Below are 16,148 nucleotides of genomic sequence, written 5' to 3' on the forward strand. Positions count from 1 at the left end.
TGATTAGGTGTGTAATTTGATCAGCTCTGCCAGATGTTGTTGTTTAACAGGTTCCCTGTGTTTTTTTGCATAAGGCGTATGGTAGCTGTGGTTTTGCAGGAATGTAATCTGCATTTCATCCCATTCCTTTTCTGAGCCGATAACATTCAGATTCATCAGTTCGCGAAAAAGCGTTTGGCTCACCGGATAAAACCGATCGGTTCCAAGGTAGTCCAGATCCGAATCGCATAAGATACATTCCAGTATATTTAATGGTTTCTGTGGTATTCTGGTTGCCCTGATCATGCCATTTATGCGTGCAATCTCCGGATCACTGTAATTCCATTCCGGCAGGATATTCCGGGCAATTCGTACACTTTCCTCTTCGTGATTTTTGCTGCTTACCAGGTAACCTGTGTCGTGCATCAGAGCGGCAGTTCGCAACAGGTATGCGTCAGGTGGCGGAACATGCATGCGTTCGATATATTGCTGACAGACATCCAGCACACTCAGGGTATGGTGAACCCTGTGATAGGTTAACAGATCAGAAAGTTCATTTTCCAGCATCCGGGTAATGTAGTGTTTCAGTCCTGCGATATTCTTCATGGGTTATTTTCTTTTTCAGCTTTGGTTCGTCTTGTTTTAACTGTTCCTAAGGGTCTGATCTTTTTCTTTCCCAGGAATCCGCCTTTTACCTCTTTTATGCTTTCTACATAGAAGAAGGCATTGGGATCGATCTGCATGATGGCTTGTTTGATGCGGTGAATTTCAAGGCGTGTAACAACCGTTACAACAATATCCACATCGTGCTTAACATGGTATGATCCGGGTAAATAGCCCCGTTCACCTTTGTATACAGTTATGGCTTTCCCGAATTCGTTGACAATCTGGTTCTTTACCTCCTCGTATTCTTTCGAAATTATCGTGAGCGCTGTAAATTCCTCGAATCCGTCTACTACATAATCTGATGTCTTCATGGCGGTATAGTACACCAGAATGGAATACATTGCCGGTTCAATCCCGAACTCAATGGCAGCGGTCAATATGACCAGGGAATTGAACAACATGATGATCTCGCTTGTCGTAAATCCAACTTTTCGTTTGGTATAGTGGGCAATGATCTCCAACCCATCCACAACGCCACCTCCACGGATAACCAGGCCAATGCCAAGGCCCATGAGGAATCCGCCAAATACGGCAATCAAAAGTTTGTCCTGCGTTACCGTAGGTATATTCAGTACAAGCATCAAAGTGGCCATCAGCAAAATGGCAATCAGGGACTGTACAGCAAATGTTTTACCTATTTTTCTGTATCCCAGGTAAATAAACGGCAGGTTGATCACAATCAGTAAGATACTGAAATTGATTTTAAATACCAGGTTAAATAATATGGAAACTGCCGTAACACCTCCATCCAGAAATTTATTGGGGATCATAAAGCCCTTTAATGCCACCACCGAAATAAATACGCCGATAATGGTTGTTAGCATGGACTGCAATGAGAATATGGATTTCCAGTCGATACGGTTTTTCTTACTTTTTAGTTGTGTCTTATTTTTTTTACGCATTACTCTATCACTTCGTATGTTACCATCGTTTTCGCTTTATTTTTCAGGCTGAGTTCACCATTTTGTTTGCAGTTAAAAAATTCCTTGATCTTTTCATATGAGTTTTCGCTGATGAGAATCTGTCCCGGCCCGGCTGATGCCTGCAAGCGCTGTGCTACATTTACCGTGTCACCGATAACTGTGTAATCCAATCGTTTAAGACTGGATGAACCAATGTTTCCGGAGACCATTTCACCACTGTTGATGCCGATAGATACGCTGGGTTTAAACGTGACATGTTCGGAAATTTCCGGTAGGTCCGCTATTTTGTTTCTTACTGCCAGACAAGCATCGATAGCCCGGTCCATGTGATAGTCACCGCGAAAGACAGCCATGATGGCATCACCAATGAATTTATCCACAAATCCACCCTGGCTGATGATTTCTTTTACCATAATATCGAAATAACTGTTCAGCAATTCCACTACCGTATCGGGTTGTTCATTTTCGCTGATCGAGGTAAATCCGCAGATATCTATAAATGCCACGGCTGCTTCAATGGTCTCATTGGTCATGATAGATGATTCAAATTCCTTGGTATCCATGAAGTTGAGCACCGTTTCATCTACATACATTTTCAGGATATTGTTCTCTTTGATCGCCCGTAACGTTTCTCTGACCTGGGTCACCTGTTTTATGGTTTTCTCAAGGGTTATCTCCAGGTCCTTAAAATCGACCGGTTTGGTGATAAAGTCGAATGCTCCCCGGTTCATGGCCGTACGAATATTGTCCATATCACCATAAGCAGATATGATGACGGACTTTAACACAGAATGTTGTTCTGCCAGTTTGCTCAACAGGGTTAACCCATCCATCTCCGGCATATTAATATCGCTCAGCACAATGTCGACATCCGGATTATTTTTCAGCTGCTCCAGTGCCTTCACCCCATTTATTGCGAATACAAAATCATATACCTTGTCTCTGATCTGTTTCCTGAACTTCTGCTTGACCAGGATTTCCAAATCAGTTTCGTCGTCTACAACTAAAATCTTTGTCATACTACAATGTTTTAATTTTTTCCTTCAATGAACCAAAATCGACCGGCTTGGTCAGGAAGTCATCTGCTCCCAGTTCCATAGCTTTCCTGTAGTTTTCATCATCACCGTACGCCGTAATCATCATGACTGTTGGCGGTGGTTCATGCATTTTTTGCTTAATTTTTGCCAGCAACTCCAGTCCGCTCATGCCAGGCATATTGATATCCGAAAGAATTAATATGGCTTCATGTCTGTAATGTTCTATTTGCTGAAGTGCTTCTTCACCTGAATAGGCAAAGACAAATTCAATCTCACCTGACCTGATCTCCTTTCTGAACCGTTGCTGAAACAAGGGTTGAATATCCTTTTCATCGTCTACTACTAGTATCTTTCTCATTTTAATACAGGTATTATGATTATAAACTCAGTTCCTTCACCTTCTTTTGAATTTACTTTGATCTCTCCTTTATGCCCTTTTGTTATGATATCATAACTCATGCTTAGCCCAAGACCGGTACCCTGACCGGCAGGTTTGGTGGTAAAAAAGGGCTGGAAAATTTTTTCAATGACTCTTTCAGGAATACCATTTCCATTATCCTTCACGATGATTTCAGCCCTGTTATCGTTATATCTAGTGCTTACTGTGACCATCGGCTTATAAGCTTCCGGGCTCATTTTCTTTTTATCTGTAACCGCAAAGAATGCATTGTTAATCAGATTAATCAGGACCCTGCCAATATCCTGCGGAACGATTTTTACTTCAGGCATATCGGGATCAGCATCCAACATGAAATCGGAGTTAAATGATTTGTCTTTGGCCCGCAATCCATGATAGGAGAGACGAAGGTATTCATCAGCCAAAGCGTTTATATCAGTTAATTCTTTTTGGCCGCTGTTACCACGGCTGTGCAGCAACATGTTTTTAACGATGGCATCAGCCCGTTTACCATGTGAAATAATTTTTCCTTCGTTGTCTTCAATGTCTTTGGCCAAAAGTTTAACTTCATCAAAATTTTTATTGTCAATCTCTTCCTTCATCTCAGTAATGAGTTCTTTGTTTACCTCTGAAAAATTATTGACAAAGTTCAGGGGATTCTGTATCTCATGTGCAATACCAGCAGTGAGTTCTCCAAGTGAGGCCATCTTTTCAGACTGTACCAACTGGTCCTGCGTTGCCTTGAGTTCATTATAGGCTTTTTCAATTTCTTTTGCCTGAGCCAGCTCTTTTTCGCGCGACCTTTCTCTTTCTTTCTTAAGTAAGCGGCGTCTCTGAACTCTATCGATTATGACGATAAGCCCAATGAACAAGAGGAGATAAAGACCATATGCCGGCCATGTAAACCACCATGGCGGAAGGATTGTAAACTCATATACTGCCGGCTTACTCCATACTCCGTTAAACCCCCGCGTTGCTACCTTGAAGACATAATCGCCGAATTTAAGATTATAATAATTGCGCGAAACAGGCTCATTAGTTGTCCTAGACCAGTCTTTGTCTGCTCCCTCAAGAATATACCGGTAGATTATCTTATCCCTGCCTCTTATTTCCGGATTCGTGAAAGAAAAACTTAATGAATTCTGATTATAGGGAAGTTTCAATCCAACCGGCAAATGAAAATCAGGGGAAATGCTATCCCATTTTATGCTATTTTCAGTATAATAACCCGAGTCAGAAAATTCACTGGTTTTTAAATAAAAAGTACTCGATTGAATATTCCATAAGGTATCGATATGGCGGAATATTTTTTCTTTATTTACGAGGTCATAGAAATCAGGCTTCTGATCCATAATACTGATTCCGGATATATAAACAGTTGGCTTGTTTCTGTTGATGGTTGGTTCCTGGTTTATGACAGTCATTTGCGGAGAAACACCCCACCAGATCTGTCCGGTTTTTGTGGTTGTGGAAACCATTTGATTGTAGTCGTTGAAAGGGAATCCATCACGTTTACCATAATTGTAGAAATGCCATATCCCGGTGCTGTCAAATGATTCCGGTGGTTCCACAACGATCAATCCATCCTGTGATCCGATGTAAATTTTCCGGTTTGATTCCGCCAGATCATACATGGTTTCAGGGTAGAGCCCCTGGTGACCCGTAAAACTTGTGATTGTTTTTTTATCGGTATCAATAAGTTTAAGGCCCAAACCGCCAATCCACAGCTTATCTGATGCTGTTCTCAGCATGGCTGTATTATATTCAAGCATTGCCCCATCTTCTTTTTCAAATTTCGAGATACGGTCTTCGGCCGGATCTATCACATAAATACCTGATATTGTGCCAACCCAGAGTTTCCCGTTTTTGTCTTCCAGAAAGCCCCATATCCGGTCCATTAGTTTATCTTTATAGCGGGTCATTTTTTTAATTGATTTGTCCTGTGGATTGAACACATAGATACCCAAATTTGATCCTAACCATATTGAACCGTCCTGTTGCTGGAATACAGCAGAGATGAAAACTGGCATACTGTACTCTGTCATGTGTTTGTTTTTCTTATCAAATATTGCAAACCCGTTGCCTCCACCTGCCAGTATACTTCCGTCTTTCAACAGATATAGCTGGTATCTCCTGTTATTTCCTATGCCATTGTTTGTTGTAATGAGTTTAATTGTATTGCTTTCAGGATCATAAATATTTATGCCGTTATAGGTCCCAAGCCACATCAGACCGTCATTATCCTCCAAAATGCCCCAGACATCATTACTGGCAAGTCCGTTGTTCATATTCAGATGTTCCGGTAAGGCACCTTCAGGGTCAATAATCAGCATCTTGTTCTGAGGTGTTCCAATCCATAAATTTCCATCCATGTCTGTTGAGGCGCTGCAGGGTATTCTGCTGGTAAACATTAAGACTCCCGTGGGTATTTTTTTTAGTTGTTTTTTTTCAGGATTATGGACATAGATGGTATCATTATCTATCACCCAAATTTTCCCGGTATGGTCTTCCACAACATCCAGGGCACTGGCATCAAAAAAGCCCTGCTGATTGTTTAGTATCCGGATATTCTTTCTGTCTGCAGTTACGGAATATGCACCTTTGGCAAATGAGTTAATCCAGATATCGCCTGATTTTGTCTCATAAAAATCAAATGCCGTAGCATTTTCCAATCCGTTCTTTTTGTTTAAAATACGATAAGCACTATGATTTTTATTGATTATAAAGATGTCTTCACTGGTTCCAATCCAGATGTTGTCATTCCGGTCTTTTATGATACCGACGTAAAAATTATTTTCTTTACCCAATTCAGGAAACCTAAAGCGTTGAATAGTTTTTCTTTTCATATCAAGAACACCAGCCTGACCATCAAAGGCTGTAAACCATAGCATCCCGTTGGCATCAAAATCAAGTCTTGCAAAGGGTACATTCAGTTTAAGAAGCTGAACTACGCCTAAAGATGGATTCAGTTTATACATACTGCCGATCGAAGTTATTAACCAGAGATTATTTTCATGGTCCGCTTTCAAGTCTATAATGAAATCAGGATTGCCGTTAGGCAGTGTAGGCAGAAAATGATACGTTTCAAAAAAGGTCCCCTTATAGCAGGCCAGTCCTCTTTCGGTAGCAATCCAGATATTGCCGGTGCTGTCCATTACAGTTTCACTGATGTAGTTACCCGGTAAGCCCTCTTCCAGTCCCATCTGGATTATCCCTGATGTTGAACGGGGATACTGGGTTGGCAGGCTTGATTTTGTAATCACAGGTTTTGGCAGCAGGAATGTTTTGGTTTTAAACGTATCCTTTTTTATTGTATCCATATTAAACGGATAAAGTTGTAGCTTATCCCATGTGAGTGGTATCGTTTTAAGCGGTTCTTTTTCGTGTTTAAAGGTGTTTATAGTAAATGTTTTTGATGGCAGCTTATACAATTCGAAAGGGTAAATTTTTTCCACAGGTATAGTATCCTTGCTGACATCCTGCCATTCAATGGGCGTTAGTTCCGGGTAGTTAAAAGGTGTGGAAACAGGAGCTGTAAAACCTGACGCATTTTCAGGAAAGGGAACAGATTTGTTTTTTAAACAAGCGGTTGGGATCAACATCAACACTATGCTTCCAATATAAAAATATGTCCTGCTCTTTTTCATTTGTTTAATTTTTAATGTTATCCAAAGGCAGAGAAACAATAAATTCTGTTCCCTCATCCTGTTTACTGTTACATGTAATAGAACCATTGTGTCCTTTTGTAATAATGTCGTAGCTCAGGCTCAGGCCCAATCCGGTTCCCTGACCTGTTGGTTTGGTAGTAAAAAATGGCTGAAAGATTTTATCTTTCACATTATCAGGAATACCAGTCCCGTTATCTTTCACACGAATTTCCAACTTGTTTCCCAGCTTTTTTGTACTCACAATAACACTTGGTCTAAATCCGTCATCAGACTTTGCTGAAGCTTCGTTAACTGCATTTCTACTACGCTCAGTGCAAGCATAAAATGCATTATTTATCAGGTTCAGCAATACACGACCTATATCCTGTGGAATGATATTAAGTTCTGGAAGCGCCTCATCTGCATGCAGCTTGAAATCAGCATTAAACGATTTGTCCTTCGCCCGTAATCCATGATAGGATAAGCGCAGGCATTCATCCGCCAGGGTATTCAGGTCAGTCAGTTTTTTCTGGCCTGTGCTACCACGGCTATGTTGCAGCATACTTTTTACTATGCCCTCGGCTCGCTTTCCATGATGCGTTATTTTTTCAAGGTTTCCGGTGATATCTTGCAGTATTTCATTTATTGCTTTCTGGTTTCCCTTTTCCATCTCTTCCTTCAGTTCATCAATTAATTCATGGCTCACTTCAGAAAAATTATTGACAAAGTTGAGCGGATTCTGAATTTCATGTGCAATGCCTGCGGTCAGCTCACCCAACGAGGCCATCTTTTCATTATGTATTAATTGTTTTTGGGTCAGTTGCAGATCATTGAGCGCTTTTTCAACTTTAATCTTTTCGTTGGTTAATTCTCTGTTTTTTATTTTCAGTATAGATTTAAACCGTTCGTTGTCTGATACAAATTTCAGCAGGAGGAAAAAGCTGATGGAGGTGATAATGGCGATATTGAAAAAATAGAATACCATACGAATCTGATTAGGTATTTCTATTCGTTGTAAGGGATAAAAAATATCGACCACGGTGGAAATAAAAACCACAGCAATAAAGAAGAAAAAGAATAACCGTGCGGTTTTTGGGGTGTGAAACATCAGGGCGCCAAGCGGGCTTAGCATAGCTGCCAGAACCACCACACTGCTTTGGTCAAATCCACCATTTAGAATATGGGTCAGGGTTGGAAATAACAGGATGCCGATCAGTTGTGCACTTCTGAAGAGGTTATATTTTTTCGTCAGATAATATACTAGCAGATTTACAATGGAAAAACCAATGTAGAACATAATAGCCGTCATGGCTTTGCTTACGCCCAGAAATACATAGATAAACGAATATATCAGGCCAAAGAAAGACGTTAACCCGACAAGTAATATCAATATACTTCGTCGTTGTATTTCTTCCTCATCCAGATTGGAATAGGCAAATGTGTGTGCAAGTCTGGTTTTGTAGTTCATATTAACCATTGTTTATCAGATCACTGCTTCATTTACAGTTGCCGTATTAAGGTTTCCGCGTTTCATGATTAAATAAATGTATGTTGCGTCCAGGATAGTCGTAACGGCACACATGCTTAACAAAAATCCATCGGTGTACCTTAAAAAGCAAAAGGCTGAAATAAGCAAAGTTCCAACCCCTTTAAGCCACGCCGCCCATACATTGAACGGTTGAGTGCGAGACAGGCGAAGTAACAATGGAACATACATAGCGCTCATCATTACATTAAGTATATAACCTGAATAAGCTCCATTGTGACTGATGGGATGATCGTAGTTTTTAATGTAGAAAAACAGGATAAGGAACCAGGATGCGATTCCTGATGCAATAATCAGGACTGCTCTTTTGCGTAAGGACGGAAGCTCAATTTGTTTAAAACCATACCTGAACAGGTTAAATACAATAAAACAATCCAGAAAGAACCAGATGCGGTAACCCCAGACATACAGAAGGCCCATATTTGTCATGAAAACAAAGCTCCAGAGAAACTCCCACGCAAAATTTGCCGTAACAGCAATCAGAGGGATCTCAATGAATGCACTTTTTTTGATGACTTTCAGAACCACGATGTATGTAAAAACCCAAAGCAAACATCCCAGTGCAAAAAGGATGTGTTGCAAAACGGTGTAATCTTCAAGATTTATAATTGGCTGTGCCATGATTTTTAATTTTAATTCTCAATAGCTAATTTTTGCTGAACAGATTTTTGAAAAACATAATGATCTTTTCCAAAAGCTTTGCCCAGAATGGTAAATGAAACTGGTATGGCAATCCCTGGTTGTATCTTTTTTGATCCCTGTTCCGGAGATGAGATAAAATATCCGGTTCATGGAGGTTCCACACTTTACACAGCTCAGATTTTGAATCTGTAGTTTCCAGAATGGCATTAACAGCCCGGCGAGCAGCTTCATTGGCTCCTTCCATCGTTGCCAGATCTGTAAATGTTCGCACATAATCTGATGCCAGGAAAAAGTTCGGAATGCGGGTGTAGGCCTCGGGTCTTAAATCCCACGAATTGATGGTATTTACCAGCAACGGCTCTTTGTTGGTGTCATCCTTGTGATGTTCAACTGTGATATCATGGTCAATATACCAATGCAGAATCTGATCGTCCCTCAGCACCTCTTTCCCATCTACATTCAGACTTTGCTTCAATTGAGCCCACACATCTTCCATAATTTCTGTATAGGTACAATCCCTGGCCGGTTTTTTTCCTTTTTTTGTCTTTCCGGTTTTGGGATCTGTGATATCGAACTCTAAAATTCCGTCTGCTTCCCAATCCGAGATGTCAATGGACAAAATCGTTTTCACCTTTCCGTCATACCGGTCTGTCATGTCAAAATCATTCCAGAACTGTAATTGTGAAATGGATGTAATTGCCCACGGCGAGTCGGAGTAAATACAGTGCCCATGTACAATGTCAATCTCTTCCGATAGATAAAACTGCATTCCGTTCATCCAGGCGACACTCGGTGCCAGCTTCTGAACACCCTCAAGTGTTGGATCAGCCTTAAGTATCTCAGGCGACAAAAGCCCGGAGGCAACTTCAACCGGTGTGGCTAAAATATAGTAGTCGCCCGTCACCAGCTTTTTCTGAGGGACACCTTTTTTATAGGTTTCCACCCATGCGCCACTGATCTTTCCATCTTTCATATCCAGTGCAACAGCAGACCAGTTGAAATTATAGGTCACACCTTTCGATTTAAGGTAATCCAGCCATGGGTTGATCCATACATCGTTCGTTGGACCGTTTAAAACGCGGTCGGTATTTATACCCGGATTTGACATATTAAAAAGGAGCTGCAGAAAAATATCGCCGCCCGTTTTGGTACTGGCTTTTTTGGCATTGGCGGCAACCAGGGTACGCGTTAAACCCTGAACCAGTAAGGCCTGGTATGTTTTTGAAAACCTGTCTGCTTCCAGAAAATCCCACCATCCCAGTTTTTCGTATTCATTTAATCGTCTGTCATAACAGGATGTCATAAGTTGCCAGACTTTATGTGCAAAAAACGTTTTCTCTTCAGATGTTAGTCCGGTATTGGCATGCATGCTGTGAATAAGCGCTTTCAGGTCGGATAAGGATCTCGGGAAGTTTACCGTTGCCATTATGGGAGCCTTCCCCGATCTTAACAGGCCAACCCGGTTTACTTCAACCAGGTTGTCAAAAACACCGGTGCTGTTGTTTTTAAACGGAATCCGTTTCATGGTATCGGTTACATGCTTGTAGAAACCAGGAAAAAACCTGAATCCGTGTTCTCCGGGCAGATAAAGCTCAGGATTGGGTTTATTGGTTCCGGGGACATTTATACTTCTGGCCTTTCCTCCCGGATATATGCGATGTTTTTCATAGACTTCTACTTCGAACCCTCTTTCTATCAGCTCATGTGCGGCGCTCATACCGGCTACACCACCACCTAAAACAATGACTTTTTCGGACATAAAACGTTAATTAGTTAACAGTAAATTGAATGGGTTTTAAATCATCTTTATGTAAGTATCCAAATCGTAATAAATGCAGCTTTACTAAACTGCAAATCCAGAAGCGGCTGAATTGCAATGCAACCTGGTTAAGCTGACCTTTTCCGGTCCTGATTAATCAGAAAAATAAAGTGATTAAATAATATAAGTGCACTGAACCCAAGGATCATAATCATCAAAAAACATTGAATGATACGATGCATAAAGAGAATAGAGTGGTCGTATTTGAGCCGGAGAATTTTACTTTAAGGGGTAAGCTTAGTGAATCAACATTTAGTATGAGAGTACATTGAAACACTTACACCTAATAACACTATGATGTATAGAGTTGTTTAACAAATATGTAAATATGTGAATTTTTTATAAAAAGCAATAAGAGCAGATCATTGAAGAATCGGATAGCCTCAGTTTATGAAACGGAGTGCGTGCAACAGTATTGTTTTTGTAAAATGGAACCGATCAAAACAATATAGTCATTATGTTGTTTTTTATTTTACAATAGTTTGAATTCAAACTAAATTGTAATTTTGCAGCATGATTGGATCAAAAGAAGAGCAGAACAGAAAATCTATAGGGAGAAACATCGGGTTTTTATCCCGATCGGCACACCGTTATCTGAAGCACAGATTCAGGGATTATTCTATTGGACATGCACAGGTGTTGACCCTGAATTTTATCAGTAGAAACAATGGTTTGAGCCAAAATGAGCTGGTAACATATTTTAACCTGGATAAATCTTCAGTCACATCGCAACTGAATATCCTTGAAAAAAACGGATATATTGAGCGTAAACCGGACGAGAATGATTCACGTGGACGTAATATTTTTATCACAGAAAAGACAGAAGCATTGCTGCCTGAACTGTATGCGCGTTTTTCTGAGTGGAGCAAAATACTGCTGGACGGATTCAGCAAAGAGGAGACAGAAATGGTATATTCTCTTATAGGGAAATTGATTTGTAATGCTGAGAAAGCAATGGAAGAGTTGAACAGAAATGAAGAAGAGAAGTAAAAACCTAACGGAAGGAAATATAAAAAAGCAATTATATACCTTGACCTGGCCCATGTTATTTGGGATGATGGGTATGGTGATATTCAATCTTGTGGATACCTATTTTGTAGGTAAACTCGGCGTAAAACAGTTAGCTGCCATGAGTTTCAGCTTTCCGATTGTGATGTTTATCAACAGTTTGTCGCAGGGAATAGGAATAGGCACAAGTTCTCTGGTATCCAGAAATTTTATCACTGAGAGCCGGGAAAATGTAAAGCTAATGGCAAGCCGTTCCATATTGCTGGGTGTAATTGTGGTCGCAATTTTCGTGACTGTAGGATTGAACACCATGCGGCCTGTTTTCAGATCACTGGGAGCTGGTGAAGATATTCTGGGGTATGTTGTAGATTACATGGGAGTGTGGTATTTTGGAGTTCCGTTTGTGGTGATTCCGATGATTGGAAACAACATCGTAAGAGCTACAGGTGACACATTTTTACCCGGCATGCTGATGCTCACATCGGCAGTTGCCAATGTTATACTGGATCCGATTCTGATTTTTGGCTGGGGGCCGGTTCCCGCTTTGGGTATAAAAGGTGCTGCCCTGGCAACGGTAATAGGAAGGAGTATTGGACTGATATTTATTTTAATTGTTCTGATCCGCAGAGAAAAACTCCTGACGCTTAAATTCGGAAAGATCAGAGAAATATTGAAAACCTGGCGAAACGTATTGTACATAGCTGGTCCGGCTGCAATCGGCATGCTGATAACCCCTATATCCATTGGATTCATCACCAAGATTATTGCCGGGTTTGGCAAAGAAGCTGTTGCTGCCTTTGGAGTGGCATCACGTGTTGAAATGTTTGCCCTGATGGTGATAGTTTCTTTAGGCTCAGTTCTGATCATCTTCATTGGTCAGAACGTGAGTAAGAATAAGTTTGGGAGGATCTTTCAGTCACTCAGTTATTCCATGAAATTTTCCATATCATGGGGCATTCTGGTCTTTGTTCTGTTCGTATTCTTCGGTAAATTTATCGCGTCGGTATTCACCGATAATGCAATGGTGATCGATATAGCCCGCAAATACTTCTATATTGTTGGCTCAAGCTATGGATTTCAGGGACTGCTTATGTTGAGTGCGTCCAGTTTTAACGGGATCAATAAACCCTATCCGTCAGCCATATTTTCGGTGGTAAGAATGGTGGTACTTTATGCTCCGTTAGCGTGGATTGGCTCAAAAATACTTGGCATAACAGGTGTGTTCTGGGCAGGTTTTACCGCCAATCTCCTTGTTGGCTTACTGTCTTACAGTTATCTCCGTAAAACGGTCAGAAAACTGGAACTGGCTGCGCAGCCGGCTTAGGTGACTATTCAGCTTCATACCGTCGGATTTCATCCAGTAGGGCTGCGGTCTTTTTAATTTTTTCATCGTATACTTTGCGGTTGATCCAGGCACCCACAAGATAACCAACCGTAAGAATTATGAGGATTTCAATGCCAAACATTAGTAAATTCCTGTACAGATCAATTCCTGCCAATTCAATAAATACTACCGGCATCAATGTTATGGTGAAAAATGGTAGAAGAGTCAGTTCTGTTTTCCTGGCTCTTAGAATAAAAGAGTTTAATATAACCAGTTCTTTCTGAAGTGATATAATATCAGAATTGTAAAAATCAATTCCGGCAAGCATGCGGTATCTTCTTACAGAGAAAAAAAGATACACGGTTGACAAAGTTATGGACACAAAGCCAGTGATGCTGAATTGGGGTGATTTAAACTGATTTAAAGACAGGATGGTAATCAGAATAATTGTGCTTGTCATTATTACAAGACTTATAATCTCCGTTATCAGAGGTTTACGAATGTTACTACCTGACTTTTCCAGATTCAATTGCATTAATAATTCCTTGTTGAACCGAAGTACGTTATTAAGTTTCTTCTCCTGATCACTCCATTTTTGTTTTAAATCTTCCAGATCCATCTTTTCCTGATTAAAGTTTTTTAAATTGATGTTTTAACGTTTGCCTGATCCTGTTTAGTTTAGTTCCTACATTGGACTCAGTAATACCCAGAATTCCTGCGATATCTTTATACGACAAGTCATCCAGGTAGAGCAACATGAGTGCTTTGTCAAATTCAGAGAACTGATCTATATATTTGTAAAGCAGTTCTGAATTATCGTTTTGCACGGTTTGCGTGTCAGGAATTTCAGAGATAACTGTCCTGTCAAAGTAGATCAGGTTTTTTGTATATCTGATATCCATTCTGTAGAAAGAAATAGCCGTATTGAGTGCAACCTTATAAAGCCATGTGGTTATTTTAACCCTACCGTCAAATTTTGGATATGCATTCCATAACTGAATAAGAATTTCCTGCTCCAGATCCTTTCGTTTATTAGCGTCGGAACAATACGTGCGACAAATTTTATAGATAAGGTTTTTGTGGTTGCCAATTATGCTGATGAACTTTTCTTTATCCACTGTTAGTATCTGGTTTTACTATATTATTCGAAAATTGATCTGCAAAATCACAGAATTTCGAAAAAAATATAAAAGTAAAAAGGCATATTTGAAGTATAACAGGAAATACCGTTAAATATCTGAAATAAAAAAAGGGAAGACAGGCTTCCCTTTTTCATCATTATAGTAACATATTATCGTTCAAGCATTTCCTCTATCATCTCTTTACTTACTGTGTCGTTTTTCTTTGATGAAGGTCGTAGAATCAGACGGATACCTCTGTCGTAGGTAATATAGTTCCATGACCAGTTGGCAAAAACAACAGCCTTACTTCTGAAACCAATAAGAAATAAGAGGTGTACAACCATCCATATCATCCAGCCTACCATACCGCTTAGCTTAATGTTTCCCGGTAAATCGGCAACGGCCTTATTCCGTCCTACCGTGGCCAATACGCCTTTATTAAGGTATTTAAAGGTTTTCATTTTCTTTCCCCTGGCTAAATTGTTCAAATTTTTTGCCAGTTGTGTTCCCTGCTGAATGGCTGGTTGAGCTAATCCCGGAAGACCTCCGGGGTACTTTTTATGGTGCATAAATGCAATGTCACCAATAGCGAAGATGCAGTCGTAAGTTTCTTTTTCTTCATAATTTCTGAATACATGATTGGTGTCATCGACGTGAATTTTTCCTTTGCTGACGCTGTTTTCTCCAAATCCTTTTATCAGGTTTCCGCGAACACCAGCCGCCCAGATAAGCGTTTCAGATTCAATTTTTTGTCCGTTATCCAGATGCACAACTTTACCGTCGTATGATGTTGTTCTGCATTTCAGGATAATCTGTACACCCATTTTTTCAAGGTATTTTCGCGCTGTATTGCCCGATTTACCGGACATCGCAGGAATTACACAATCTTCACCTTCGATAAGGAAAATACGCATACTGTTCATGTCCAGCTGAGGATAATCTTTGGGCAGCACATTATTTTTGAGTTCAGCCAAAGCCCCGCATACCTCAACACCGGTTGGTCCGGCACCAACAACCACGAAAGTCATCAAACGTTCTTTTTCCTTGGCATCGGTAAGAAATTCTGATTTTTCGAACTGTTGAAAGATATGACTTCGCAAATCAAGTGCATGTGTTACCTGTTTTACAGGGAAGCCATGCTCTGCGATACTTTTGTTTCCGAAATAATTTATTCTGGCGCCTGTAGCCACTACAAGGTAGTCATAGTGCAATGATCCGGCGGATGTTTGCAAAGTCTTATTTTCAGGATCAATGCGGTTCACTTTCAGCATCCTGAAATATGTATTCTTATGGTGTTTGGTTACTTTACGCAATGGACCTGCAATAGAATCAGGTTCTAGTCCTGCGGTGGCTACCTGGTACAGCAATGGCTGAAACGTATGATAGTTATATCGGTCCAGTAAAACAACCTGGTACTTTGTGTTATCAAGATGCTTAACCATGCGTATTCCCCCAAAGCCACCACCTATAATAACAACTCTTGGCAGATCTGATTCAGGTATATTTACGGAAAGCAGATGTTGATCTGACATTTTAAAAAATTTAATGGTTAAAAATAATCCTTGAGTACTTATTCAATCTTCTGTGGGGAGGAAGTTGAAACTATGATTAAGAGTTTTTTTATTTATGTTGCAAATACCATACTACGTTTTTCCTTTTAAGTTCAATCACAAAACAACAGTTATTTGGATAGGTTCATTTCAGAGGTCATAATTAGTGAAATTTTTATTTAATTAAGTTTTGTAATAGCCTCTGAACACCAACATAAAAACTCAACTGTGGAGTTTTTACACGCTGTAATACTTTAAAATCCACATTTTTTATTGATGACATTCCGTTCACTGACACTTTTGTCCCTGATACGTGGTTTACAGATCCTTTTTCAATGATCTGGTATAGCACGTGTTCTTTAATAGGAAGAAAACCAAAAATTGCAATGATACCAGCAGCAAGCCCATTGCGTTTTAACTGTTAAACGTCATCTGACCTCTTCTTTTATATTTTGTGTTGAGTGCTGAAAACATATAAATACTATCAAC

The 16,148-nt window shown here is 40.1% G+C and carries 13 protein-coding genes; 2 read left to right on the forward strand and 11 right to left on the reverse strand.

The genetic code is table 11. The annotated features are described in order from the left end of the window. Positions 1-3: 3 nt before the first annotated feature. From ACE01N_RS02070 to ACE01N_RS02105, 8 genes are read right to left on the reverse strand one after another with little or no spacing between them, the layout of a single operon-like run. Entirely contained in the window at positions 4-585 is a 582-nt protein-coding gene (locus tag ACE01N_RS02070) for an HD domain-containing protein (protein ID WP_380584323.1), read from the reverse strand. Continuing rightward, positions 582-1,547 carry a YitT family protein gene (locus tag ACE01N_RS02075; RefSeq protein ID WP_380584325.1) on the reverse strand — a complete coding sequence of 322 codons (966 nt, stop codon included), beginning with the start codon at positions 1,545-1,547 and terminating at the stop codon, positions 582-584. The genes ACE01N_RS02070 and ACE01N_RS02075 overlap by 4 nt, the downstream gene beginning before the upstream one ends. Next, a complete protein-coding gene (locus tag ACE01N_RS02080; RefSeq protein WP_380584327.1) occupies positions 1,547-2,587 on the reverse strand; it encodes an adenylate/guanylate cyclase domain-containing protein in 1,041 nt (346 codons plus the stop codon). The genes ACE01N_RS02075 and ACE01N_RS02080 overlap by 1 nt, the downstream gene beginning before the upstream one ends. A 1-nt stretch (position 2,588) precedes the next feature. After that, positions 2,589-2,963, reverse strand: a complete 375-nt coding sequence (locus ACE01N_RS02085; RefSeq protein ID WP_375719937.1) for a response regulator — start codon at positions 2,961-2,963, stop codon at positions 2,589-2,591. Continuing rightward, entirely contained in the window at positions 2,960-6,649 is a 3,690-nt protein-coding gene (locus ACE01N_RS02090; protein ID WP_380584329.1) for a two-component regulator propeller domain-containing protein, read from the reverse strand. The genes ACE01N_RS02085 and ACE01N_RS02090 overlap by 4 nt, the downstream gene beginning before the upstream one ends. Before the next feature lie 4 nt (positions 6,650-6,653). Then, complete coding sequence (locus ACE01N_RS02095) at positions 6,654-8,117, reverse strand: sensor histidine kinase (protein ID WP_380584331.1); 1,464 nt, start codon at positions 8,115-8,117, stop codon at positions 6,654-6,656. Between the two features lie 15 nt (positions 8,118-8,132). Then, positions 8,133-8,816 (reverse strand): transmembrane-type terpene cyclase, encoded by a 684-nt coding sequence (locus ACE01N_RS02100; protein WP_380584333.1) that lies wholly within the window; start codon positions 8,814-8,816, stop codon positions 8,133-8,135. 25 nt (positions 8,817-8,841) lie between these two features. Beyond that, positions 8,842-10,596, reverse strand: coding sequence for a hydroxysqualene dehydroxylase (locus ACE01N_RS02105; RefSeq protein ID WP_380584335.1), 1,755 nt, complete (start codon positions 10,594-10,596; stop codon positions 8,842-8,844). A 573-nt stretch (positions 10,597-11,169) separates the two neighbouring features. On the opposite strand from ACE01N_RS02105, the gene ACE01N_RS02110 reads away from it, so the two are divergent. Continuing rightward, positions 11,170-11,646: a MarR family winged helix-turn-helix transcriptional regulator gene (locus ACE01N_RS02110; protein ID WP_380584337.1), complete on the forward strand. Its 477-nt coding sequence runs from the start codon at positions 11,170-11,172 to the stop codon at positions 11,644-11,646. Next, positions 11,630-12,988 (forward strand): MATE family efflux transporter, encoded by a 1,359-nt coding sequence (locus tag ACE01N_RS02115; RefSeq protein ID WP_380584339.1) that lies wholly within the window; start codon positions 11,630-11,632, stop codon positions 12,986-12,988. Before ACE01N_RS02110 ends, ACE01N_RS02115 begins: the two co-directional genes overlap by 17 nt. Positions 12,989-12,992: 4 nt before the next feature. Here the strand turns inward: ACE01N_RS02115 and ACE01N_RS02120 are convergent, their stop codons facing one another. The 3 genes from ACE01N_RS02120 to ACE01N_RS02130 form a co-directional block, all read right to left on the reverse strand. After that, on the reverse strand, positions 12,993-13,607 hold the full coding sequence (locus ACE01N_RS02120; RefSeq protein ID WP_380584341.1) for a hypothetical protein: 615 nt from the start codon (positions 13,605-13,607) through the stop codon (positions 12,993-12,995). 10 nt (positions 13,608-13,617) lie between these two features. Further along, positions 13,618-14,106 carry an RNA polymerase sigma factor gene (locus tag ACE01N_RS02125; protein WP_380584343.1) on the reverse strand — a complete coding sequence of 163 codons (489 nt, stop codon included), beginning with the start codon at positions 14,104-14,106 and terminating at the stop codon, positions 13,618-13,620. A 173-nt stretch (positions 14,107-14,279) separates the two neighbouring features. Further along, on the reverse strand, positions 14,280-15,641 hold the full coding sequence (locus ACE01N_RS02130) for an NAD(P)/FAD-dependent oxidoreductase (protein WP_380584345.1): 1,362 nt from the start codon (positions 15,639-15,641) through the stop codon (positions 14,280-14,282). Between the last annotated feature and the right edge of the window lie 507 nt (positions 15,642-16,148).

This window comes from Quyinboa ferrireducens (genome assembly GCF_042436675.1).
Classification (GTDB): Bacteria; Bacteroidota; Bacteroidia; order Bacteroidales; family UBA5342; genus JBHJHP01.